Raw genomic sequence first — 22823 nt, 5'->3', positions numbered from 1 at the left:
GGCTCAGACGACCATGACCCGCCGCCCGCGTGTGTGACCGGCCTGGCTGTCGATGTGCGCCGCCGCGGCCTCGGCGAGCGTGTACGACTTCTCGACCGGGATGTGGAGTTCTCCTCGTGAGATGAGGCCGACGGCCTCGGCGAGCGCTTCCGGCACGCTCCCGGCCACGCCGGAGAATCGGACACCGAGCTCCGGCGCATCGAGATCGGCGATGGAGATCACCTTCTGCGGATCCCCGGTCAGCTCGACGAGCTCGCGGATCACGCCCGAGCCGGCCAGGTCGAGAGCCGCGTCGACATGGCCGAGCTGCCGCACCCGCTCGACCCAGCCCTCGCCGTACGTCGTGGCGACGGCACCCAGGCCGCGCAGATAGTCCTGGTTCGCGGCCCCAGCCGTGCCGATCACCGTGATGCCGCGGTCACGGGCGATCTGCAGCACCGCCGATCCGACTCCCCCGGACGCACCGCTGACCAGCAGCGTCTGCCCGGACTGCACACCGACCTCGCGGATGACGCGCAGCGCGGTCTCCACCACGGAGGGATACCCGGCCGCCTCTTCGAACGTCAGCCCCTCGGGCATACGGGCCCAGGCCGACAGCACGGCGAACTCGGCATACGTGCTCGAACCTTCGCCGAACACGCGGTCGCCGACCTGGACCCCTTCGACGCCCTCACCGACCTCGTCCACCACCCCGGAGGCGTCCAGCCCGACTCCGGAGGGCAACTCGATCGGATGGGCCCCCAGGACCTGGCCTTCACGGATCCTCCAGTCGACGGGGTTCACGCCCGCCGCCCGCACGGCGATGCGTATCCGGCCGGGGCCCGCGTGGGGCTCCTCGGCATCTATGAGTTGCAGGACGTCCGGACCGCCGAACTCGGCGAAGCTCACTCTCTTCATGCGGTGGACCATAACACTAACGGTTAGCTTTTAGAAACTGCTTCACCTTTGTATCTGATAGTGTTAGCGCATGACCGTGCCGCCCGGACGCCGCGAGCGCAAGAAGGCCGCGACCCGCCAGAAAATCGCCGACACCGCCCTGCGGCTCTTCCTGGAACGCGGGTACGACGCGGTGGGAATCCGTGACGTGGCCGCCGAGGCCGATGTAGCCGTCACCACGCTCTTCTCCCACTTCGCCTCGAAAGAGGCCCTGGTGTTCGAGCAGGACCAAGACTTCGAGCAACGCCTCACTCGGGCGGTCACCGCCCGGCCGCCGCAGGAGCCGCTCATCCCTGCGCTGCGCCGCGAGATCCAGGCCCTGGTGCGCCACTGCACGGCGGACAGCGCCGCCCCGATCTGGCACATGATCGACGAATCACCTGCCCTGCGGGAGTACGAGGAGTCGATGAGACTGCGCCATGCAGAGTCGCTGGCAACGGCCATCGCCGCCGATCCCGACCTGTCACAGACCACAACGGCCTGCCGGACGATCGCGAGGTTCGTGATCGACGCCTATTCGCTGGCCCGTGAGGCGGCCGATCCGGAGGCCGCGTTGGACGAGATCTTCCGGATGATCGAGGCGGCCTGGGAGGTCGCCTGCCCTTCTCGACATGGGCAAGGGACTGTTCCTTCAGGTGGGGCAGGCGCCGGTCGGGCTGTTCCGAGTCCCTGAACGCTCAGTCAGGGACTGGGCGCCGTTGAGCTTTCCGCTCTGCCGCCGGACCAGGAACACAACGAGGGTTGCCGCCACGGCACAGGATTCGCCGGTTTCGCCGGTGGGGCGCGAAGACCTCCGTGTGGTGTGTTCCTGGACAGCTCCACCGCACCGGAGGTCTTCGCCGTCGATCAAGCCCCATGCCTTGATCGAGCCCCGTGTGTCGACACGCTCGTGATCGACGCACCTGGCCGAGGAGCGGCAGAATGTCGCGGGGATTCTCGGTTTCGACGACGTGGTCGGCGACGGTGCGCGCGTCGGCCGTGGCATTGAAGGGCGATGGACTTCCCTGCGGCGCAAAAGAGTGGGATGCCGGAGCGTGAGTCGCCCACGACGGCGACTTCGTGGAGTGCCATGCCCTCCTGGGACCGGCACCACTGTTCCACGAAGGCGAGTTTGCCGTCCTCGTCGGTGTGCTGGGCGGCCTCCCCGGACAGCGCACCGTCCGCCACGGCATTGCCCGCGCCGGAGGCAGCGGCGAACCACGGGCGGTATTCCAGTTCCTCGGCCGCGAACTGCCGGGCCGGCGTGGCCGGCAGCAGGATGCAGCCGCCGTCGGCGAGCGCGGTCAGGGTCTCCTTCACTCCGCCGATCCACGGTGCGTCGCGCAGGTGGGCGCGGATCTGTGCGGGGGTGGCGCCGGTGAACAGCGCCGCTTCCCGGCTCGCGGATTCGTGGTTTGTCGATCTGACGGAGATGGAGTGTGTAGCGTTGGCCCCGACCCATGACTGAGGTCGTGCACCGGCATCGGTCCGAGGAAGGAAGCTCTTGCCCACCAAGACAGTGCAGATTCCCACCGCGGACGGCCGGGCCGACGCCTTCGCCGCCTTCCCCGACCGTGGCGAGCGGCACCCGGGGGTGCTGCTGTACATGGACGTCTTCGGCGTGCGGCCCGTGCTGGAGGAGATGGCCCGTGAACTGGCCGGGCACGGGTACTACGTGCTCGTCCCCAACGTCTTCTACCGGCACGGCCCGGCACCGGTGGTCGAACTTCCCGAGCACATCGGAGCAGAGGTCCGCCCCGCGGTCTTCGCCCAGTTGATGCCCTTGCTGGAGGCGCACACCGCCGAACTCGCCCTGCGCGACGCAGACGCCTACCTCAGGTTCCTCACCGCCCAGCCCGAGGTCGGCGCCGGGCCGGTCGCCACGATCGGCTACTGCATGGGCGCCGTCCTGGCGATGCGCACCGCAACGGCCCACCCCGGCCAAGTGGCCGCGGTCGCCGGATTCCACCCGGGCCGCCTGGTCACCGACGCGCCCGACAGCCCGCACCGCCTCATCCCCGGGCTCACCGCCCAGGTCCACCTCGGCCTCGCCGAGAACGACATGTCGTCCGAGGCCATCAGCGAGCTCAACCAGGCCCTGGACACCGCAGGTGTCGACTACACCACCGAGATCTACCCCGGCACCGTCCACGGCTTCACCATGTCCGACACCGGCGCCTTCAACCCCTCCGCACTCCAGCACCACTGGGACCGGCTGCTCCCCCTCCTCGACCGCACCCTGGCCGACAACTGACGCTCCGGGCTCAATTTCTCGACGGAAGTGCTCGATCGGCGCCCGGTGCGGTCGCGGCTCAGGACTCCCGGATGTCCGGCAGCGGTGAGATCGACGCACCGGCCGCCAGCAGTTTCTCCGCCAGCGCCCGGCAACGCCTCCCGAGCTCCGGAGGGTCGAGTACCTCGAAGTCGTGCCCCAGCAGGAGTACGTGCATGAGCAAGGCGTCGAGGCTGGCGGCGCCGCTGAGCACCTCGCAGCGCTCGCTCCCGCGCTGTCGCACGACGGCCGCCGACGCCGGAATCTGCGCGCGCACCGTGTCGGCCGGCGCGTGCACGAGGAAGCACGCCTGGTGCGGGTAGACCCGGCTCGCCACTCCCTCCTGCACGTACGTTGCCGCGTCGGGCGCCTCGCGCGGGCAGAAGCGCCAGGTCCGTGCGGACACCTCGGTCATCCGGTCGACGCGGAAGCTGCGCCAGTCGTCGCGATCGAGGTCGTAGGCGAGGAGGTACCAGCGCCGATCGGAGGCGACCAGGCGGTAGGGCTCGACCCGCCGCCGTCGCACCTCGTTCCCGGACGGGTAGTCGAAGCCGGCCTCGACCTCGTCGCGGCAGGCTCGGGCCAGCGTCATGAGCATCTCGGGGTCGACCGGCGTGCGGCCCCCGCCGAAGGACTCCACCGAGCCGGAGAGCGCGCGCACCTCGTGCCGCAGCCGAGTGGGCAGCACCTGGTCGAGCTTGGTCAGCGCCCGCAGTGCGGCGTCGCCGGCTCCGGCGACCGCACCGCCACCTGCGCCGCCCGTGCCACCTGCGCCGCCCGCGCCTCCCGCGCCGACGAGCAGCGAGACCGCGGTGGCAATCGCCTCTTCGTCGTCGAGAAGCAGCGGCGGCAGCTCCTGCCCCGGGCCGAGCCGGTAACCGCCGCCGACACCCTGGCCGGCATGCACCGGATAGCCGAGCGTGCGCAGCCGCTCGACATCACGTCGTACCGTGCGCGGGGTGACCCCGAGCCGTTCGGCGAGCTCCGGACCGGTCCAGACCTGGCGCTGCTGCAACAGCCCGAGCAGGGTGAGCACCCGCTCCGTCGTGCCCCGCTCGACACCCTTTGCCACGTCCATGGCGCCCACCCTGCCAGAGATAGCGGACCGATTCTGTCCGCCTGCGGTGTCAGGGTGGCCCCATGGACGCAGACGAACTCGACTGGAACCAAACGCTGCGCGAGCAGTGGGAGTTCCACTGGAACCATCAGCTCCGAGACCGGCTCGACGGTCTCACCGACGACGAGTACTTCTGGTCGCCGGTACCGGACGCCTGGAACGTGTGGCCGCGCGGCAGCTCGACGGCTCCCGTGCAGGCCGGTACCGGGGACTTCACGATCGACTTCGCCTTCCCGCAGCCGGTCCCGGCGCCCTTCACCACGATCGCCTGGCGACTCGGTCATGTCATCGTCGGCGTGCTCGCCGCGCGCAACGCGGCGCACTTCGGCGCGCCTCCGGCGTCGTACGAGAGCTGGGAGTACGCCGGTGACGCGGCCACCGCGCTCGACCAGCTCCGGACCCAGCTCGACCTCTGGCTGGCGGGGGTGCGCAGCCTCGGCGACGCCGGACTCCGGGTCCCGGTCGGTGAGAAGGAGCCCTTCCCCGAGGCGCCCACGGCCGATCTGGTGCTGCACATCCACCGCGAGCTGATCCACCATCTGTCCGAGGTCTGTCTGATGCGCGACCTCTACCGGCACATGAATCCCACTACGAACGGAGCCACCCGATGAGCCGCCACATCCAGATCACCTTCGACGCCCATGACCCGCGGGCGCTGTCGTCCTTCTGGCGTGACGTACTGGGCTACGTCCACCCCGGCCCGCCCGGGGTCGATCTGCCCGAGGGCGCCGATCCGCTGGCGGCGTGGGACGACTTCCTCGTTCGGATCGGCGTACCGGAGGAAGAGCGCAACTCGAAGTCGGCCATCGAGGATCCGGACCGGCACGGCCCACGGGTGTTCTTCCAGCAGGTGCCGGAGGACAAGGCCGGCAAGAACCGCGTGCACCTCGACGTCCGTGCGGCTCCCGGACTGCGGGGAGAGGAGCGGATGGCGGCACTGGAGGCCGAGTGCGACCGGCTCGTCGCGCTGGGAGCGAAGCGGGTACGTCGCGACGAGCCCGCTCCCCCGCTGAGGGCCGGCTTCATCGTGATGACGGACCCCGAAGGCAACGAGTTCTGCCTGGACTGACGCAGCACTGCTGCGTGTACGACATCCCACGAGTTCCCCCGAGCCTTTCCTGGCCCCTGTCCCGTGGCCCCCTTGTCCCAGTGGCCGGGGGGCTCATCACCGCACCGACGGGCGCAGGTGTGTGGCCCGGGATTCGGCGGCGGTGCTGCCGAGCAGCACCAGGTCGTGATGGCTGCCGGCGAAGAACTCATGCTGGCGGAGCCGTCCCTCCTCGACGAAGCCCAACCTGCGGTAGAGGGTGAGGGAGGCGTCACTGGAGATCAGCGCCCCGACACACGACCGCCGAGGAGGAGGGCAACACACGGCCCCCCGAGGGCCGATCAAGCCCCGGTGCTGGATCCCGTACATGGCCTGCGTCAACAGCGCCTTGAGACCGGTCCGGTGAGGTGTCGGCTGCTCCGGACGGGGGTCGGCGTCAGTGCGCGATGCCGTCGATCAGCTCGCGTGCGCCTTGGCGCAGCAGGCTGACGGCGACGGAGGTGCCGAGGGTGGCGGGGTCGAGGGGGCCGGCCCATTCGTGGGCGTTGAGGACGGTCTTGCCGTCGGGTGTGAAGACCTTGGCCCGTAGGGACAGTTCACCATTGCCTTCGACCTTGGCGTATCCCGCGATGGGGCTGTTGCAGTGGCCTTGGAGGACGTGGAGGAACATCCGCTCGGCGGTGGTCTCGCGGTAGGTGGCGGGGTCGCCCAGTGGGCTGACGGCGTCGATCAGGGCGGTGTCGCCTTCGCGGCACTGCAGGGCCAGGATTCCGGCTCCGATCGGCGGGCACATCACTTCGACCGACAGGATCTCGGTGATCACGTCGGTGCGGTCGATGCGTTCGAGTCCGGAGGCGGCCAGGAGCAGGGCGTCGGCCTCGCCCGCGGCGAGCTTCTCCAGGCGGCGGTTGGCGTTGCCCCGCATCGGTACGCACTCCAGGTGCGGGTGGGATGCGGCCAGCTGGGCGATGCGTCGTACGGAGGAGGTGCCGATCCGGGTGCCGGCCGGGAGCTGGTCGAGCCGCAGGCCGTCCGGGTGGATGAGTGCGTCGCGGATGTCGTCACGTTCGAGGAAGGCGGCGAAGGTGGTCCCGGCGGGCAGGGGCCGGTCGGCGGGGACGTCCTTGACGCAGTGCACCGCGAGGTCTGCTTCCCCGGCGAGCAGCGCCTGGTCGACCTCCTTGGTGAACGCGCCCTTCCCCTCGACGAGGGAGAGGTCGCCCATCCATTTGTCACCTGTCGTCTTGACCGGGACGACTTCGGTCGCGGTGGCGGGGTGGAGCGCGGCCAGCTCGGCACGGACGCGCTCCACCTGGGCGAGGGCCATGGGCGAGTCGCGGGACACGATACGGATCAGCTCAGGGGCGGACATACCGCTCATGATAGACCGTCAGGTACGGGTTCCGGCGTGCGCCCCGGGCGCCCATGTCGCGGAAGTGGCGGGCAAGTTGGCCTGATCGGGCAGCTGTGCGAGGAAAACGTCGGCGCGGGCCCGTTGGCAGCTCGGCCGTGCGGGTTGTGGCAGCAGCCCTCGGCGACGTAGCGGCCGGACAGCAACCCGGCGCCGCTCAGCAGTCGATCGCGCGTCCGCGCACCAGGGGCAGGAAGACCTCGTCCACGATCTCCGTCAGCACCTCGTCGGGGACCTCGGGCAGGCCGCGCAGGGCGTATTCGCCGCGCAGCAGCATCATCGGCACCGACGCCACGCGCGGATGCACCGCACCGGCCGGCGCTTCGCCCCGGGCCACGGCGCGCTCAAGCAGCGTCAGCCAGGCCGCGTCCGTGCTGCTCCCACCGGCCTGCTCCCGGAGCAGCGTGAGCAGGCCGGGGTCGTCGGCCGCTGCCGCGAGCAGATCGCGCAGCACGGCCCCCTGCGGTGACGACCACGTTGCGTTCGCCGCGCGCAGCAGCGCCAGCGTGTCGCCGCGCAGCGTCCCGGTGTCCGGGATCCGCAACTCCGCGTCGGCCAGGTGGCAGTAAGCCGCGACGCCCAGCGCCGCGCGCGCCGGCCAGCGCCGGTAGATCGCGTTCTTGTTGGTGCCGGCGCGCTGCGCTACACGGTCCATCGTCATGCTCGCGTAGCCGGCGGTCCGCAGTTCCTCGGCCGCCGCCCGCAGGATCGCGTCCTCCAGCGCCGCGCCCCGGCGCCGGGTCGCGCCGCGCTGCTGGTCGGGTGCCATCGTGGCCCCTCCTCCTATCCATAGGGTACGGTCAGTACCCTAAAGTCGATTACGGATCAGACGGATCGGAGCAGCGATGCGTGCCTTCGGCATCAACTACGACACCGGTTTCACCTCCGGCGGGACCACGACTCACGAACCGTTTCTCCCGGACATTGTCCAGCGTGAGATGCGGGTGATCCGCGAGGACCTGCACTGCGACGCGGTCCGCATCACCGGCGGCCACGCCGACCGCCTGGAGACCGCCGCGCGCGCCGCCGCCGACGCGGGTCTGGAGGTCTGGTACTCGCCCTTCACGAACGGCCTGACCCAGGACGGACTCCTGGCGTTCCTCACCGACGCCGCCGAACGCGCCGAGCGCCTGCGCCGTGACGGCGCGCGCATCGTGTTCCTCACCGGTTCCGAGGTCACCTTGTTCACCGACGGCTTCCTGCCGGGCGACACGTTCCAGGAGCGGGCGGCGAACCTGGCCGACCCGGCCGCGTTCCGGGCCCTGCTCCCCCGGCTGCACGCCACGTTCAACGCGTTCCTCGCCCGCGTCGTCACCGAGGTCCGTGCCCGCTTCGGCGGACCGATCGGTTACGCGTCCGTCGCCTTCGAGGGCGTGGACTGGACACCGTTCGACGTCGCCGCCACCGATGCCGGGTATCGCGACGCGACCAACGCCGACACGTTCTCGGACGCGCTGCGCGCACAGGTGGAGCAGGGCAAGCCGTTCGGCGTCACCGAATTCGGCTGTGGGACCTTTCGCGGCGCCGCCGACCTGGGTGGACACGGGGACTCGGTCGTCGAGTGGAGCGAGCACGCGCGGCCGGTGAGGATGGCCGCCGGGACGGTGCGCGACGAGCAGGAGCAGGCCACTTACGTCCGGGAGCTGCTCGACGTCTACGACGCGGCGGGCGTCGACGCCGCGTTCGTCTACACCTTCTCCCGCCGGGACCTGGCGACCACGGCCCGCCACGATCCGGAGCGCGACTTCGACGCCGCCAGCTTCGGCGTGGTCAGGGTCCTGCCGCCCGGCGCAGCCGAAGGACCGTATGCGGAGCTGGGGTGGGAGCCCAAGGCCGCCTTCCACGTCATGGCGGAGTTCGGCGGCCGGGCCCGTAGGAAGAAGACGGCCGAGGTCTGACCCCGCGGCACTGTCACGTGCCGCGGGGCCCACAGCTCGGTTTGCGTCAGGTCGCCGATGTCGATGTCGAGACCGACCGGCGAAACGCAAAGGCGCCGAGTGCAGCGGTCATGCGTCGAATGATCACGACTGACTCATCGGTCGGGGCTGAACGAGGTCACGCGGGCCTGCGCAGACAGCAGACGTCAGTTCCCCGTGCGGGCCACTGTGCCGGAGCGCGTGCATCGTGGTTGTCAGGCTTCACCGGCGGCGAGTTCGAGGAGCCGGCGGGTGGTGCCGACGGGATCGACGATCTGGTGCAGATGCGCGCCGGGCAGGTGGGCGGTCCGCCATCCGCGTTCCCGCGCGTCGGTGGCCATGTCCTCGTACGGAGGGCCGAACAGCAGGTAGGAGCAGGGGTGGTCGTCCCAGCCGTCGGGGACGGGAATCCGCTGTTCGTAGTAGGACAGTGGCAGCCTGGGCTGCTCGGCGATGACCTTCTGTCGCATCGTCGGATCGGAGAACATGGGCGCGACGTCGGCCTCGTCCCACCAGTCGGTCCAGCGCGGCAGCGTGCCGTCCACCGCCATGGGGCGGAGGAACTCCAGGAGTTCGGGCCGGGCCACGGGGGTCGGTCCGGTGCGGGCCGGTAGCGCGGCATCGACGAAGACCGAGCCGGTCACCCGACGGTCGAGCGCTGCGCGGATCGACGGGAGGAAGAGTCCCGCGTTGCTGTGTGCCACCAGAATGAGCGGTTGATCCCCCGGGATGCTCCCGACGCCGTCGCGGACGGCATCGGCGATCCGGGGCCAGAACGGCGGTTCGCCGGCGCCCACTTCCAGCAGGGACGGCACGCGCACCTGGTATCCCGCGGCGATCAGCTCTTCGGCTACCGGGTGCCAGGTGGAGGGTCCCACCGACGGACTGTGTACGAGAACGAAGATCGGCTGCACAGGCGGCACAGGTTGCATCGGCTCCATGCGAGCATCCTGTCCCCGCACCACCGGCGGTCGCGACCGCGTCGGCTGACGGCGAACACCACGGGGGCAGCTCGTCCGCGGGGACCGGCCCGTGATGATTGCGTGCGCTACTCGACCCGGCGGCGGATTGCCGAGAGGAGGCGCCGCATGCCGACCGCGTGGCCGCCGGTCCCGATGACGAGCCTTCGGTAGATGCCGCCGGCCAGGCCGGGAGAGACGGCTCGGCTCTCGGCGCGTAGCCGTGATCGACCCGGATCGATGTGTTCGAGGCGGAAGACCAGGGTGTACGACGAGAAGAAATGGCGCCCTTCGAGGGCCGGCTCACGTCCCGGGACCGCGGCGACCACGCGGAACCCGGGAAACGTCGAGCCCGTGGCAAGGGCCGCGGCCCGGGTGCCGTGCAGGAGGGGGATCCGACCAGTCTCGCTCAGCCGGCCGTACCAGGACGTGAGAACGACCGGTCCAGTGTTTCGCCCAGACTGCGCCAGACGTCGTCGGCCCCCGCCGCAACGACCGTCACGTGCTCATCGATGTACGGCAACGAAGCGCTCTGCATCACAGCCTCCCTGAGGTCCGATCGCGGTCGTCTATGGCACGACGGCAAGGGCGAGGGACGCAACAGCCAGACCCAGATAGCCGCCAGGAAACCCGATGTTGTGGTAGACGCGAGTACGGATATGTGCGGCGACCGCACCGATGAAGAACAGCACGAGTCCCGCCGCGGCGGCAACGCCGATGGCCGTGACACCCAGGAGCCCTAGCAGGAGTCCGGCGGCTCCTGCGGCCTTGAGCGCGGCGAGCCACGGGAGCCAGTTCTGTGGGAGACCCACTTCGGTCGAGTTGGCGACGACGAACTCGGCCCGCAGGAAGTCCGCCACGGCGATCCCGGCGTTGGCCAGGATCGTGATGACGGTGATGATCAGGTAGGCGGTGAACATGTGCCGCTCCTTCCGTTCTTCCAGCCGAGCGCGTCGTGCGGTCGGCGATCCCCGCGCGCTCGCTGCGGTATGCCTTGAGCCTTCCTCAGCCGCGGAATGACTTCCAATACCTGCGTCTATAACCTGGCGGCATGGATGTGGACACTCGGCTGCTGCGCTATTTCGTCGCCGTCGCGGAGGAGGGGTCCCTCACCCGCGCCGCGGAGCGACTCTTCGTGTCCCAGCCGGCGCTCACGAAACAGATCAAACAGCTGGAGGCCCAGCTGGGAGTGCGGCTGTTCACGCGGTCCCGCACCGGCATGGCTCTCACCGAACCGGGCCGGGCCCTGGGAGAGCGGGTGCCCACCCTGCTGGCCGGGTGGGACCGGGTGCTGCGGGAGACCAGGAGCGCCGCCGACCGCGCGGCCCGCGTGCTGCGGGTCGGCTTCATGGCCAGTGCCGCCAACGAGGCGACTCCGCGCATCATCGCGGAGTTCGCCCGCCGCCGACCGGGCTGGCGGGTGGACATGCGGCAGGCCGCCTGGTCACGTCCGAGCGCCGGGCTGGCCGACGCGGACGTCGATGTCGCCCTGCTGCGACTGCCCTTCCCCGGCCAGGACGCCCTGCGGACGAAAGTGCTGTTCACCGAGCCACGCTGGGTCGCCCTCCCCGCCGGACATCCTTTCGCCGCACGTGAGGTGATCCCCTTCCGGGATCTGTGGGACGAGCCGTTCGTGGCCGCCCCGCCCGAATCGGGCCCGTGGCGCGAGTACTGGCTGGCCACCGACGAACGCGACGGCCGGCCGGTCCGCATCGGCGCTGTCACCGACCGGCCGGACGACTGGCTCAGCGCAATCGCCAATGGCTACGGCATGGCCCTGGCCCCCGCATCCGCCGCCCGTTTCTACGCCCGCCCGGGGATCGTCTACCGCCCCGTCAGCGGCGTCAGCCCCAGCCAGGTCGGCGTCGTCTGGGCCTGCGCCGACGACACCGATCCCGTCGTCCAGGACTTCGTCCGCTGCTGCGTCGACAACGTCCCGCGGCCGGAGGAAACCGCCATTTGATCCCCCGCAACGCGTGATCGCGGCAGACGGCAGTTCGACGACCGGGCCTAGAAGTCGATCCGCATCACCGTGCGCCGGACAGTGGGGCGGGCGACCTCCGTCAGTCCGGCCTCCTCGAAGACCTGCTGGGCGCCCACATGGAGTTCGCCCCAGGTGATCTGCTTGCCGGGGTGGGTGATCATCGGGTAGGCCTCAAGAGCCCGAGCGCCGCGGTCGCGGGCGTGAGCGATGGCGGCCTGGGCGAGGGGGTAGGTCAGACCTCTGCCCCGGTAGCCCTTGCGGACCACGAGACAGGTCACCGCCCAGACCCCGTCGTCGTCCTTGTCCTCGTCCCGTCCGGCCCACACCACGCGCGAGGTGCGCAGTTTGGGGTAGGCGGTACGGGGCTGAACCGCGGCCCAGCCTGCGGGGTCGTCGTCGACGTACGCCACCAGGCCCGAGGTGTCAGCGGCGTCCGGGATGCCGCAGGCCGTCTGGGCCCCGAGCATCTCGGTTCGCTCCTGCTGGGTGGTGTCACGCCAGATCCAGCCGACGACTTTGAACCGCTGACACTGGCAGCGGCCCGCGTCGGTGGTGCCGAATACGGCGGCGATGTCGTCCCAGGAGGCCTCGTTGGCCGGGACGATGGTCAACTGCTCAGGCGATACGGGTACTTGGGACGTCACCGTGAACTCCTCGGATCCTGCGGCGGGTCCCGTGGCGAGCAGATCGGGCCGGTTGCCCTGGCCCGCTCCGGCCCGGCGGACCAGGTGCCGCAAAAATCCGCCGGGGCGATCATGCCTGGCTCCGGCGCCGCCGCACAATCCGGTTCGGCTCAGGGCCCCGCACCGGTTCCCACCGTGGGGTGTTGCCGTGCGGCGGTCAGCCGAGCCAGCGGCCGTCGCGCATGAGGGCGCGTCCCGGCAACTCGTTCGCCTCCCGCCAGGCGTGGATGCGCCGCGGCCGGATCAGGAAGTACTGGTAGGGCTCGTCGAGCTCGCGCGGGTCGAAACCGGTCCTGGTCGCGAATGCGTCGCCCCTCTCCGGGCCGAGGCCGGCGGTGTCCACCGGCTCGGCGGTGCCGTCGATGACGACGACGTCGCGTGTCGGCCCGAGGCCGAGTCGCACCCGGCCGTCCGCCAGCAGGTTGCGGCCGGTGACCGAGGCGCGTGGCGTCGCGATGAGGAACGCGGTCCCGTCCCAGAGGTACGAGAGCGGGATGAGGTGGGCGCCGCCCGGGAAGCCCGATGTCGCGACCCAGATGTCGACATCGCTCTCCAGTTTCGCCCGGGTCTCCCGCAGCCTCTCCTCAAGTCCACGCGGCGGCGCGCCCGTCATCGCGTGGGCACCGGCGATGCGGCCTCCCACGCAAACCCGTCCGGGTCGGTGAAGGGGCCGGCGTCGCCGCCGATCACGAGCCCGTGCGATCCGGTGCCGTCGGGGGAGACGCCGACATCCTTGGCAAGGGCACGGCGCCTGTACAGCGCCAGCTTGACGGGGCTCGCCCCGGCGGCGAACTCGACGTACACGCGGCTGAAGCTCTTCGCCACGGCAAGACCCTGGCCGACGTAGAACCGCTTGCTCGCGACCACGTCCTCGACTCCCAGCAGGAGCACGATCTCGTCGATCTGCCGGGTGGCGGGGCCGGTGTCCTTCTTCGCCGAGGTCGCGACCTTCCAGATCGTCCCGTCCGGGGCTTGTACGACGCCGCCGTAGCCCCAGAAAGACTTCGCGGCGGGCTTCAGCGACGTGGCGCCTGCGTCGAGGGCGGCGCCGATGAGGCTGTCGACGGTGCTCGGCTGGGACACCGTGAGCGCGAGCGTGAACCCACGGAAGCCGGTTGTGGCCGCCTCCGAGGCCCGCAGGCGCACCTGGGCGTCCAGGCCGAAGGCGGTGGTGCAGAAGTGGTGGGCGGCCGTGGGGTCGGCCACCTCCAGGGTGACGGTTTCGATGGATGCCATGTCCGTCACGCTAGTTGCGGCCCGGCGACCGGTGCTTCTCGATTCCTGATCGGTCCTGCCACCTGTTCCGCCGCACCCGACGGCGTGCCGATCACGCCGAGCCGCTGCCGAACGGCTCAGCGAAGTTCCTGGATGCGGACCAGGTTGCCCGCGGGGTCGCGGAAGGCGCAGTCGCGGATGCCGTACGGCTGCTCGGTCGGCTCCTGGACGACCTCGGCGCCGCCGGCCTGCACCTGGCCGAAGGTGCCGTCGAGGTCCCGGGTGGCCAGCAGGATCCAGCCGTAGGTGCCCTTGGCCATCATCTCGGCGATGGTGCGGCGCTCGTCCTCGGTGACCCCGGGGTCGGAGACCGGCGGTGCCAGAAGGATGGACGTGCTGGGCTGACCGGCCGGGCCGACCGTGATCCAGCGCATCTTGCCCTGCCCGACATCGCTGCGGACCTCGAAGCCGAGGACGTCGCGGTAGAAGACCAGGGACGCGTCCGGGTCGTCGTGCGGGAGGAAACTCGTGTGAATGGTGATGTCCATAACGATCATGCTAGGCGCGGTCCCGCGACCCGCACTTCGCGCGACCCGCTCGGCAATTGCGCCCCCGACCCCTTGACCTCAAGTTGACTTGAGGTCCCAGAGTGATCTCCATGAACACCGAAACCGCGGACATCAAAGCCATCGAGCACGTCGTGGCCACCGTCGAACGCGCTCAGCGCGCCAAGGACGTCGAGGGGTTCCTCGCGCTCTTCCATCCCGATGCCCTCTGGACGACCGCCCACGGCAAGGTCCTCATCGGCTTCGACGCAATCGCCGAATTCACCCGTACCGTCCTTCCCGCCGCGAGCTGGGCCGGCGAGGTGACGTACGAGGCAGTGCACATACAGTTCCTGCGGCCCGATGTGGCGGCCGTCAAGATCCGGCAGGTCTACCACTCGGCGGAAAACGACACGGAGAGCGACGCGGAGGGCTCCCCGCTGTACGTCATGACCAAGCAGGGGGACGGTACCTGGCTGCTGCACGCCGGCCAGAACACCGAAGTGCGGGCCGTCTGAGGGTCCGTCCGAGTGACCGTGTGCGGGGCTGGACGTACGCGAACGCGCTCCGGAGCAGGGAGGCGCTGCCGGGGGTTTCGCGGTCGGCGGTCTTGCGGTCGGAGGCGTTGTGGTCGAACAGGGCGAGGGCGGCGGTGATTCCGGCACCGGCGGCGGAGCCGGTGTGCCCGAGGCCGGTTCCGGCACGGGCTCAGGCATTCGGGCCGCATCGGGCCCGGTGTCGGGGTCGGGGTCGGGGTCCTTGACCGGCAAGGCCGTGACGAGGTCGCCCAAAGCGGCGGGAACACCGGCCCGCACCCGGCCCGGCGGCTCCGGGACGGTGTTCAGGTGTGCGGCCATCAGCGCGACCGGGTCGGTGGACCGGAAAGGAGCGCTTCTGGTGAGGAGCTCGGCGGTGGACACCTCGGGTACGCGATCGGCCATCCACGACGATCGGCCGATCCGGTGGGCCGTCCGTCAGCAGGGACGCCGCTCTCGCCCGGCTTGAGGCCACCACCGGTGGTGAACCAGCGGATGGAGCCGTCCGCCTCGTTCCGGGCAGAGCACAGCAGCAGACGATCAGCGCTGTCCAGCACCACCACGCGGGCCCTCGGGCGCGGGCGGCGACTGCGCAGGGTTCTCGGTCAGCAGGGGGAACAGTCTGGTGACCGCGGCCACGGCCATGGTGCCTGCCGGGCGCGCGGCGGGGCGCTGGTCCCGTTCGCGGTATCCGGCCAGCAGGAGGCGGACGGAGGCGGCGAGTTCGGTCATCTCCGCCGGCGTGAGGTGGACGACGGCGCTGAAGGATTCGTCGTGCTGCCACTCGGCCGGCGCCTGGTCCCGGTGGGCCAGCCAGTGCTGGTAGCTCTCGTCCTCCAGCCCGCGTGCGAGCGCGTCGAACTGCTCCGGCGCTTCCTGATCGGACGGCTGGGGGGACTCCCAACGGAGCCGCCACGGTCGTGCCCGGCCGCCTTTGTGCGGTGCTTCTTCGATGAGGCCGTGCCGGGCGAGCTGGCGCAGGTGAAATGAGCAGAGGCCGGAGCTGTGGCCGAGACGGGCGGCGGCCTGCGTGGACGTGACGGTGCCGACCTCGGCGAGGAGGTCCAGCAGGGCGACGCGTACGGGATGGTCCGGGAGTGACTGCCGGGCACGTTGCGACGGCGGTCCCGCGGATGCTGTTTGACGGTTTTCATCGCTCACTTTGCAAAGGGTGCTACTTTGCAAAGCGTTCGGTCAAGCCGGGCCGCCGCCGGCCGGGGGTCGGCCCCGGTCGGCTCAGGCATGTGCGGAAGGCGTTGACAATCCATGGCTGTTCGGTTCGGTGACACCTCTCACGACCGCCGGGTACGTGTGCAGGGCGAACCCGTCGAGTCCTATCCGCGGCTCGCGCCGGAGGTGGAACGGGGTGCGGTGCGCCGTATCACCGTCGTCGGGGAGGAGATTCTGCGCCGCCGGTGCCGGGAGGTCACCCGGTTCGGTACGCCGGAGCTCTCGCGGCTGATCGACGACATGTTCGCCACGAACCAGGTGGCGGAGGGCGCGGGTCTGGCCGCCAACCAGGTCGACGTGGATCTGCAGTTGTTCGTGTGGGACATCACGGACGATTGGGGAGTGCGTCATGTCGGGCACCTCGCCAATCCCGTCCTGGACGAGGTGCCGGCCGAGCATCGCAGGCTGGTCGAAGAATCCGAAGGGTGTCTGTCCGTTCCCGGCCCGTACCGTGTGGTGCCCCGCCTCGACCGTGCCGTCGTACGGGGCCGCGACAAGGACGGCGTGCCACTGGTGATCGAGGGCAGGGGCTACTTCGCCCGGTGCCTCCAGCACGAGACGGACCACCTGCGCGGTCATCTCTATCTGGACCGGCTTGCCCAGCGGGAACGGAAAGCGGCCCTGCGCGAGATGGCCGAGTCCAAGGACGAGACGTTCGCCCGGCGTGCCGCCCTGGCCACGAAGCTGGGCAAGTGACTCCCCCGCCGGCCACCTCCGTACGGTCCGATCACGACTCGACGACGCGGTCCCCCATGCGCACCTGGCGTACATAAGCGCAGGTCGGAGGGGCGCACTTGTGCATGCATGATCGGCCATCAGCGCATGACGGCCAGTCGTCCCGTACGGCGTCCCCGAGGGCCCATGGTTGGTTCACGGCGCCCCGCACTGCACGGTTCCCGCGGCTCGTCCCGGGACCGCTGGAGTCCGGGAAGACGCTCCGGGCTCCCGGGGCATGCCGGCTTCACCGACCCTCGAAGGAGTGACCACCCATGTCTGCGACCTCTCCCCTGCGTGCCCGTGCCGCTGTCATCGGCCTGAGTGCCATGGCCCTGGTGACCATTGCCGCCGCCACCGCCCCGAGCGGTCAGGCGGCTCCCGCGGCCGGCAGCCGTCCGGCTGCCGGCGCCGCCGTCACCACCCTGAAGTTCGTACGGAACGCCGGTGACCCTCAGAACTCGCGTCTGATGGTGGTACGCAACAACAAGACGCAGGCCGTCTTCCGCGCCGGCTCCGGGCTCGGCCGCGATCACGCCAAGGGACGCGACGAGTGCGCCTCGGGCAAGGGATGGCTGCCCGCCGGCACGTACACCGTCGGTGCCCGCCAGACCCGCTACAACGGCAACTTCATCAAGGGCTACGCCATCCCCCTGAGCAACAAGACGTGCAAGAACGGCCGGACCACGCGTACGGAACTCTTCATCCACAGCGAGATGACCCGCACCGGAGAGCAGGGCAGCACCGAGAGCCGGCGCTGGGACGGCGTGGGCGACTACAAGTCCGCGGGCTGCATCAAGCTCGCCCCGCAGGACATCAAGAAGCTGTTCCGCAACCTCAGCCGGGGCTCCGCCCCCAACCGTCTCGTCGTCGTCTGACACCGGGAGCGGTGGTGCCCCGGGCCACGGCTCGGGGCACCACCCGGGGCACGGCCGCCACACCGGTCCTCCCTGCCGGGGCGGGCGTTCACTCGTCGGCTGTCGGCGCCCCGGCCGCGTCTCCCGCAGGCGGTCGAAGACGATGTCGCAGTGCACTGCACCGCACCCGCACCCGCACCCGCCTCCGGCGCACGAGCAGCGCGCCGTGCGGCCGTTGGTCGTAGTGCGATGTCGCCGTGCGGGGGAGCCGGTTCCGCCCGCCGGGTGATGGCCGGTGCCCGGCGGCCGGGATCTTCGGATCCGTGCCGCTCGGCGGGCGGCCCACGAGCCCGTCGCCGGGGCGTACCCCGTCGCCGGCATCGGGGCCTCGGTCGTCGTTCTCGTAGCCGCCGTTCTGTTCCCCGTCTCCGAGATCAGGGGCACCACGATCGAGGGCGGTGACCTGCCGGCCGGTTCCCCGAGCCTGGCCGAGGGCTGGGAGGTCGCCTGGTACTACGCCTGCCACGTACCGGGGAGACCCAGGTCACTTCCGCCCGTGTCACAGAGGGTCGGGCTGCCTCGTCATAGGGGTGTAGCCACTGACGACCACGGAGGAGCACACCATGGACGCGCGACTGAACTACTTCGCCAGCCCGACCGCCGGCAAGGCCTTCAAGCACCTCATGTCGGCGGGCAAGGCGATCAAGGACTCACCGCTGCCAGCCGCGACGCAGGAGCTGGTGGCGTTGCGCGTGAGCCAGATCAACGGCTGCGCCTTCTGCATCGACATGCACACCAAGGACGCCGCCGCGGCCGGCGAGACCTCGGTGCGGCTGCACCTGGTGGCGGCGTGGCGGGAGGCCACGGTCTTCACCGAGGCCGAGCGTGCCGCGCTGGAGCTCGCGGAGCAGGGGACCCGGATCGCGGACGGGGCCGGCGGGGTCAGCGACGAGGTGTGGGCCTCTGCCGCCAAGCACTACGACGAGGAGCAGCTCACCGCCCTGGTGGTCCTGGTCTCCTTCATGAACACGGCGAACCGGCTCAACGTCATCGCCCAGCAGCCGGCCGGCAGCTACGAACCCGGGCAGTTCCACTGAGCGGCGTCAGCCACCGGCCCGGGGCCCGGCTGCGGGCCACCGGGCCCTGGGTTCGCGGGCATTACTCTGAGCTGCCGGTGGTCCGGCCGGTCACCGGACCCGGTCACGGAAAGCTGCCTGCGCCGACGAGCACGGCCCAAGTGGGAGAGCATCAGGGGGAGCTGAGTCGGTGTGAGCAAGGTCGAGGACTTCGAGGAGCTGCGGCCGCTGCTGTTTTCGATCGCCTACCGGATTCTGGGCAGCGTGAGCGAGGCCGAGGACGCGGTGCAGGAGACTTGGCTGCGCTTCGACGGTTCGACGACCCGGCCCACGTCGACCAAGGCCTTTCTGTCGGCCGCGGTGACCCGGATCTCGATCGATGTGCTGCGCTCCGCGCGGGTGCGGCGGGAGGAATACGTCGGGCCGTGGTTCCCTGAGCCGTTGCTGAGCGATCCGTATCAGGATCCGGCGCGGTCGGTGGAGCTGGCCGACTCGGTGTCGATGGCGGCGCTGTTGCTGCTGGAGCGGCTCAGTCCGTTGGAGCGGGCGGTTTTCCTGCTGCGGGAGGTGTTCGCCTTCGGGTTCGACGAGGTCGCCGCGGCGGTGGGACGTTCCGAGGCGGCGTGCCGGCAGCTGCTGGTGCGGGCGCGGCGGCATATGGAGGCCGGGCGACCGCGGTTCGCGGCGGACTCCCAGGAGCGGCGGGAGCTGGCGACGCGGTTCTTCGACGCGCTGAAGAACGGCGACGTGGGCGGGCTGCAGAATCTGCTGGCCGCCGACGTGCAGCTGGTCGGGGACGGCGGGGGCAAGGCCCCGCAGCTGGCGAAGGCCGTCATGGGCGCGGAGAACGTGGCCCGGGTGCTGGGCACGGCCTTCCCCTGGCTGCTCCGGATCGACGTGACGTTCGAGCCGCACGAGGTCAACGGCCAGCCCGGTGCGATCTTCCGCGACCGGGACGGCAAGATCCTGCACGCCATGGTCCTCGAAGTGCTCGACGGGAGGATTCAGACCGTCCGCGGGGTGATCAACCCCGACAAGCTCGGCCACCTCGGGCCGGTCGCCGACGCCTGGGCCGTCGACCGCGAGGTGAAGCGGGCCCGTCGACAGATGAACTGACCTCGACTGCGGCAGCGGCAGCGGCAGCGGCAGCGGCAGCGGCAGCGAACGAAGCCATCCGGCGTCCGCCGCCCGGCGTCCCCGCGCAATCAGCATTCGCACACAAGAATGTTCATTCGAACTCAAGCATGGTAGAAATTGAGGCATGGGTGTCGCCAATCGTTTGGACCTGACCCTGCGATTGGTGCAGGGCTCCGACCGGGTCTCCGTGTCGGAGCTCTCCCATCGCCTGGGCGTCTCGGAGATGACCGTGCGCAGGGACCTCGACGCGCTGGAGCAACAGGGCCTGGTGCGCAGGGTGCACGGTGGCGCCGTCGCCACCCGCCCGCGCGACGAGGACACGGGCTTCGCCGCGCGGGAGCCGTGGCAGGCAGCCACCAAGGACCGTCTGGGTGCGGCCGTGGCCGCGCTGGTGGAGCCGGGATCGCGTGTACTGCTCGACGCCGGGACCACGACCGTGCACGTCGCCGAGCACCTCGCCGCCCGTGCCCCGTTGACGGTCGCCGTGCTCAGCCTGCAGGCAGCGCTGAGCCTGGCCGACCGGCCCGGGATCGACCTGCTGGTGGTCGGCGGCCGCTCCCGTCCCGCCGAGCGCTCCCTCGTCGGCCCGCTGGCGCTGCGCACCCTGGAGTCCCTGGCCTTCGACTGCTTCGTGATGTCCATCGGCGGTGTGCACGCCGAGCACGGCTGGTCGGAGTTCTCGCTGGACGACGCGGCCGTCAAGCAGGTCGGACTCACCCGGGCCACCCGCACCGTCGCGGTGGCGGACGCGACCAAGCTGGGGGTCCGCGCGTTCAGCCGGGTCGCCCCGCTCGGCGCGGTACACCGCTTCGTCACCGACAAGGCAGCCGAGGACGCCGCCACACACCCCGGCGGCCCGGAGACCCTGGACGCCCTGCGGGACGCGGGCGTCGACAGCCTCCTGGTCTGAATCCGCCCATGCCCATGCCCATGCCCAAGGAGTCAACGGTCATGACCAGCGTTCCACGCGCACAGATGATTCTCGTCGCGGGCCCCTACCGGTCGGGCACCGGCGACGACCCCCGCGAACTCGAAGCCAACGTACGGGCGATGAACGAAGCCGCGCTCGTCCTGTTCCGCGCCGGGCACCTGCCCGTCACCGGCGAGGCGCTCGCCCTGCCGCTCCTGGAGACAGCCGGCAGCACGAGTCCTGGCGACACTCTCTTCCAGGAGATCTTCCACCCCGTCGCCGAGCGGCTGCTCTCCCGCTGCGACGCGGTCCTGCGGATCGGCGGCCCCTCCGAGGGGGCGGACCGGATGGTCGACCAGGCCCGTGCGCAGGGCAAGGACGTCTACGCCGGCCTCGCCGCCGTGCCGGCCGCCCGATGACCGCCGGCCTCGACACCCCCGACCGGCGCGGCCGCACCGGCCTGGACCAGCACGGCCTCGACCTCACCGGCAACCCGCGCGTGCGGATCCGCGAGGTGGAGCTGCTCTCCAGCGACTGGTACGTCCTGCGGAAGACCACCTTCGACTACCAACACAGTGACGGACACTGGAGCCGCGAGCAGCGCGAGACCTACGACCGCGGTGACGGGGCGACCATCCTGCTCCACAACACCGACCGGCGCACCGTGCTGCTGACCCGTCAGTTCCGCCTCCCCGCCTATGTCAACGAGCACCCCGACGGCATGCTGCTCGAAACCGCTGCCGGGCTCCTGGACGGCGACAGCCCGGAGGAAGCCATCCGCCGGGAGGCCGCCGAGGAGACCGGACACACCGTCGGCACCGTCGAGCACGTCTTCGACGTCTATATGAGCCCCGGCTCGGTCACCGAGCGCCTGCATTTCTTCGCCGCCCCCTACGACACGGCCGGCACCCCCGCCTCCGCCGGTGGAATCGCCGCCGAGGGCGAAGACATCACCACCGTGGAACTTCCGTTCACCGAGGCGCTCGACCGGATCCGCAACGGCACGATCGCCGACGCCAAGACCATCATGCTGCTCCAATGGGCCGCCCTCGACGGGCCGTTCGCATAATGAGGGCGAGGGTACGGACGCGCCGCCGTCGGAGTATCGTCCGGACAGCGGGCCGACCTGGTCGTGCGCGGCTTCGAAGCGGGGTCGGGCTTCACGGCCCCCGGGTGCGGGCGGCATGCTGCTGGCCTACGTACCGAACGCTCGTCACGTACCCAAGGATGAGGTATCCGTGTTCACTCTGCCGCTCGGCGACACTGCTCAGCTCCGCCCCCTGGAGCCTTGGCACGCTCAGGAGTTCCTCGCCCATATCGACCGCGCGCGGCCCTATGTGGACCCTTGGATACCCTGGGCGACGTTCAGTACCGACCTCGCCTCCGCCACGGCCGTCCTCCGGCGTTACGCCGACAAACAGGCCGAGGACACCGCCCGGATCTACGGGATCTGGCTGGACGGCACACTGGTCGGCGGCGTCATGTTCACGCGCTTCGACAGCGCCTCCGGAGTGTGTGAGATCGGCTGCTGGCTGGAGGCCGCCGGGGAAGGCCGGGGGCTGGTGACCCGGGCCTGCCGGGCGTTGATCGACTGGGCTTTCGCGGAGCGCGGGATGCACCGGGTCGAGTGGTGGGTCGCGGCGGGCAACACCCGCAGCATCGAGGTCGCGCGCCGGCTCGGGATGACCCATGACGGTGTGCTGCGGCAGCGCTCCGCGTACCGGGGCGTGCGGCGCGACAGCGAGGTCTGGTCGGTCCTCTCCGGGGAGTGGCCACCCGTGAGCGAAGTGCCTGCGGGCGAAGCGTCGGTGTCCGACGTCGAGGCCGAGCTCGACCGGCTGATGCGCGCCTTCCTGGGCGCGTTCGCCAACACCGGCGGCAGCGGGCCGAACCTCGACGTCGTCCGTGAGGTGTTCATCCCGCAAGGGATGATCATCTCGAACGTCGGGGACGAGCCCGTGATCTACGACCTCGACTCATTCATCGAGCCCCGGGAGAAAGTGCTCACCGACGGGACGCTGACAGAGTTCTCCGAATGGGAGGTCGCCGCGCGGACCGAGGTCTTCGGGGCCATCGCGCACCGGTTCAGCGAGTACCGGAAGTCCGGTGTCCTCGACGGCGAGTGGTTCGAGGGCGCGGGCCGCAAGACCACCCAGTTCGTACGGACGCCCGGCGGCTGGCGGATGAGCTCGATGGCCTGGGACGACGAGTAGGAGCGCCCGGCCCCGCCGACCGCCCCGGATGCTGCGGGCGGCCGGTGGGCGGAGCGACGGGCGAGCGAGGTCCCGTCGCGCAGCC

General features: G+C 70.6%; 27 protein-coding genes and 1 pseudogene. 15 read left to right on the top strand and 13 right to left on the bottom strand.

The features are described 5' to 3' along the window. Window positions 1-3: 3 nt before the first annotated feature. Window positions 4-897: an NADP-dependent oxidoreductase gene (locus tag ACFV8T_RS01220; protein ID WP_385323168.1), complete on the bottom strand. Its 894-nt coding sequence runs from the start codon at window positions 895-897 to the stop codon at window positions 4-6. A 70-nt stretch (window positions 898-967) separates the two neighbouring features. On the opposite strand from ACFV8T_RS01220, the gene ACFV8T_RS01215 reads away from it, so the two are divergent. Both ACFV8T_RS01215 and ACFV8T_RS01210 read left to right on the top strand, forming a co-directional pair. Then, entirely contained in the window at window positions 968-1609 is a 642-nt protein-coding gene (locus ACFV8T_RS01215) for a TetR/AcrR family transcriptional regulator (RefSeq protein ID WP_385323166.1), read from the top strand. 810 nt (window positions 1610-2419) lie between these two features. Then, window positions 2420-3169, top strand: a complete 750-nt coding sequence (locus ACFV8T_RS01210; protein WP_385323164.1) for a dienelactone hydrolase family protein — start codon at window positions 2420-2422, stop codon at window positions 3167-3169. Window positions 3170-3227: 58 nt separating this feature from the next. On the opposite strand, the gene ACFV8T_RS01205 is transcribed toward ACFV8T_RS01210, so the two are convergent. Continuing rightward, window positions 3228-4265, bottom strand: a complete 1038-nt coding sequence (locus ACFV8T_RS01205; RefSeq protein ID WP_385323162.1) for a helix-turn-helix transcriptional regulator — start codon at window positions 4263-4265, stop codon at window positions 3228-3230. A 62-nt stretch (window positions 4266-4327) separates the two neighbouring features. Here ACFV8T_RS01205 and ACFV8T_RS01200 point away from each other — a divergent pair, with 62 nt between their 5' ends. Both ACFV8T_RS01200 and ACFV8T_RS01195 read left to right on the top strand, forming a co-directional pair. Beyond that, a complete protein-coding gene (locus ACFV8T_RS01200; protein ID WP_385323161.1) occupies window positions 4328-4915 on the top strand; it encodes a DinB family protein in 588 nt (195 codons plus the stop codon). Continuing rightward, window positions 4912-5373, top strand: a complete 462-nt coding sequence (locus tag ACFV8T_RS01195) for a VOC family protein (RefSeq protein ID WP_385323159.1) — start codon at window positions 4912-4914, stop codon at window positions 5371-5373. The genes ACFV8T_RS01200 and ACFV8T_RS01195 overlap by 4 nt, the downstream gene beginning before the upstream one ends. A 96-nt stretch (window positions 5374-5469) precedes the next feature. On the opposite strand, the pseudogene ACFV8T_RS01190 reads toward ACFV8T_RS01195, so the two are convergent. The 3 genes and pseudogenes from ACFV8T_RS01190 to ACFV8T_RS01180 all read right to left on the bottom strand — a co-directional run. Further along, window positions 5470-5628 (bottom strand): annotated as a pseudogene (locus ACFV8T_RS01190) (GNAT family N-acetyltransferase); the annotation flags it as partial. Between the two features lie 160 nt (window positions 5629-5788). After that, entirely contained in the window at window positions 5789-6724 is a 936-nt protein-coding gene (gene hemC / locus ACFV8T_RS01185; RefSeq protein ID WP_385323158.1) for a hydroxymethylbilane synthase, read from the bottom strand. A 196-nt stretch (window positions 6725-6920) separates the two neighbouring features. Next, window positions 6921-7532 carry a TetR/AcrR family transcriptional regulator gene (locus ACFV8T_RS01180; RefSeq protein ID WP_385323156.1) on the bottom strand — a complete coding sequence of 204 codons (612 nt, stop codon included), beginning with the start codon at window positions 7530-7532 and terminating at the stop codon, window positions 6921-6923. A gap of 76 nt (window positions 7533-7608) precedes the next feature. Between ACFV8T_RS01180 and ACFV8T_RS01175 the strand changes: the two genes are divergently transcribed. Then, complete coding sequence (locus ACFV8T_RS01175; RefSeq protein WP_385323154.1) at window positions 7609-8661, top strand: hypothetical protein; 1053 nt, start codon at window positions 7609-7611, stop codon at window positions 8659-8661. A 233-nt stretch (window positions 8662-8894) separates the two neighbouring features. Here the strand turns inward: ACFV8T_RS01175 and ACFV8T_RS01170 are convergent, their stop codons facing one another. The 3 genes from ACFV8T_RS01170 to ACFV8T_RS01160 form a co-directional block, all read right to left on the bottom strand. Beyond that, the gene (locus ACFV8T_RS01170) at window positions 8895-9557 is read right to left on the bottom strand and encodes an alpha/beta hydrolase (protein WP_385323153.1); all 663 of its coding nucleotides are present in this window, start codon (window positions 9555-9557) and stop codon (window positions 8895-8897) included. A 170-nt stretch (window positions 9558-9727) separates the two neighbouring features. After that, window positions 9728-9967 (bottom strand): hypothetical protein, encoded by a 240-nt coding sequence (locus tag ACFV8T_RS01165; RefSeq protein ID WP_385323151.1) that lies wholly within the window; start codon window positions 9965-9967, stop codon window positions 9728-9730. Window positions 9968-10207: 240 nt separating this feature from the next. Continuing rightward, window positions 10208-10558, bottom strand: a complete 351-nt coding sequence (locus tag ACFV8T_RS01160; RefSeq protein ID WP_385323149.1) for a DoxX family protein — start codon at window positions 10556-10558, stop codon at window positions 10208-10210. 131 nt (window positions 10559-10689) lie between these two features. Between ACFV8T_RS01160 and ACFV8T_RS01155 the strand changes: the two genes are divergently transcribed. Continuing rightward, on the top strand, window positions 10690-11601 hold the full coding sequence (locus ACFV8T_RS01155) for a LysR family transcriptional regulator (RefSeq protein WP_385323147.1): 912 nt from the start codon (window positions 10690-10692) through the stop codon (window positions 11599-11601). Window positions 11602-11648: 47 nt separating this feature from the next. Here ACFV8T_RS01155 and ACFV8T_RS01150 read toward each other — a convergent pair whose 3' ends face one another. The 4 genes from ACFV8T_RS01150 to ACFV8T_RS01135 all read right to left on the bottom strand — a co-directional run bounded on the left by ACFV8T_RS01150 (window position 11649) and on the right by ACFV8T_RS01135 (window position 14068). Then, window positions 11649-12266: a GNAT family N-acetyltransferase gene (locus ACFV8T_RS01150; RefSeq protein WP_385323145.1), complete on the bottom strand. Its 618-nt coding sequence runs from the start codon at window positions 12264-12266 to the stop codon at window positions 11649-11651. A 196-nt stretch (window positions 12267-12462) separates the two neighbouring features. Then, complete coding sequence (locus ACFV8T_RS01145) at window positions 12463-12918, bottom strand: pyridoxamine 5'-phosphate oxidase family protein (RefSeq protein WP_385323143.1); 456 nt, start codon at window positions 12916-12918, stop codon at window positions 12463-12465. Continuing rightward, complete coding sequence (locus ACFV8T_RS01140) at window positions 12915-13541, bottom strand: glyoxalase (RefSeq protein WP_385323141.1); 627 nt, start codon at window positions 13539-13541, stop codon at window positions 12915-12917. The genes ACFV8T_RS01145 and ACFV8T_RS01140 overlap by 4 nt, the downstream gene beginning before the upstream one ends. Window positions 13542-13657: 116 nt before the next feature. Continuing rightward, a complete protein-coding gene (locus ACFV8T_RS01135) occupies window positions 13658-14068 on the bottom strand; it encodes a VOC family protein (protein ID WP_385323139.1) in 411 nt (136 codons plus the stop codon). Window positions 14069-14178: 110 nt separating this feature from the next. On the opposite strand from ACFV8T_RS01135, the gene ACFV8T_RS01130 reads away from it, so the two are divergent. Continuing rightward, window positions 14179-14583 (top strand): SgcJ/EcaC family oxidoreductase, encoded by a 405-nt coding sequence (locus ACFV8T_RS01130; RefSeq protein ID WP_385323138.1) that lies wholly within the window; start codon window positions 14179-14181, stop codon window positions 14581-14583. Between the two features lie 558 nt (window positions 14584-15141). Here ACFV8T_RS01130 and ACFV8T_RS01125 read toward each other — a convergent pair. Next, window positions 15142-15762 carry a helix-turn-helix domain-containing protein gene (locus ACFV8T_RS01125; RefSeq protein WP_385323136.1) on the bottom strand — a complete coding sequence of 207 codons (621 nt, stop codon included), beginning with the start codon at window positions 15760-15762 and terminating at the stop codon, window positions 15142-15144. A gap of 105 nt (window positions 15763-15867) precedes the next feature. On the opposite strand from ACFV8T_RS01125, the gene def reads away from it, so the two are divergent. From def to ACFV8T_RS01085, 8 genes are all read left to right on the top strand, one after another. Continuing rightward, the gene (gene def, locus ACFV8T_RS01120) at window positions 15868-16527 is read left to right on the top strand and encodes a peptide deformylase (protein ID WP_385323134.1); all 660 of its coding nucleotides are present in this window, start codon (window positions 15868-15870) and stop codon (window positions 16525-16527) included. 293 nt (window positions 16528-16820) lie between these two features. After that, on the top strand, window positions 16821-17423 hold the full coding sequence (locus ACFV8T_RS01115) for a L,D-transpeptidase family protein (RefSeq protein ID WP_385323132.1): 603 nt from the start codon (window positions 16821-16823) through the stop codon (window positions 17421-17423). Between the two features lie 602 nt (window positions 17424-18025). Next, window positions 18026-18499, top strand: coding sequence for a carboxymuconolactone decarboxylase family protein (locus ACFV8T_RS01110; RefSeq protein ID WP_385323130.1), 474 nt, complete (start codon window positions 18026-18028; stop codon window positions 18497-18499). 171 nt (window positions 18500-18670) lie between these two features. Further along, complete coding sequence (locus ACFV8T_RS01105; protein ID WP_385323128.1) at window positions 18671-19594, top strand: RNA polymerase sigma-70 factor; 924 nt, start codon at window positions 18671-18673, stop codon at window positions 19592-19594. Window positions 19595-19739: 145 nt separating this feature from the next. After that, the gene (locus tag ACFV8T_RS01100; RefSeq protein ID WP_385323126.1) at window positions 19740-20525 is read left to right on the top strand and encodes a DeoR/GlpR family DNA-binding transcription regulator; all 786 of its coding nucleotides are present in this window, start codon (window positions 19740-19742) and stop codon (window positions 20523-20525) included. A 41-nt stretch (window positions 20526-20566) separates the two neighbouring features. Beyond that, complete coding sequence (locus ACFV8T_RS01095) at window positions 20567-20944, top strand: DUF4406 domain-containing protein (protein WP_385323125.1); 378 nt, start codon at window positions 20567-20569, stop codon at window positions 20942-20944. Continuing rightward, the gene (locus ACFV8T_RS01090; protein WP_385323123.1) at window positions 20941-21594 is read left to right on the top strand and encodes an NUDIX domain-containing protein; all 654 of its coding nucleotides are present in this window, start codon (window positions 20941-20943) and stop codon (window positions 21592-21594) included. Before ACFV8T_RS01095 ends, ACFV8T_RS01090 begins: the two co-directional genes overlap by 4 nt. A gap of 169 nt (window positions 21595-21763) precedes the next feature. Further along, on the top strand, window positions 21764-22738 hold the full coding sequence (locus tag ACFV8T_RS01085) for a GNAT family N-acetyltransferase (RefSeq protein WP_385323122.1): 975 nt from the start codon (window positions 21764-21766) through the stop codon (window positions 22736-22738). The last annotated feature ends 85 nt before the right edge of the window (window positions 22739-22823 follow it).

This window comes from Streptomyces sp. NPDC059832 (assembly GCF_042731715.1).
Lineage (GTDB): Bacteria > Actinomycetota > Actinomycetes > Streptomycetales > Streptomycetaceae > Streptomyces.
This window is presented reverse-complemented; position numbering and strand designations above follow the sequence as displayed.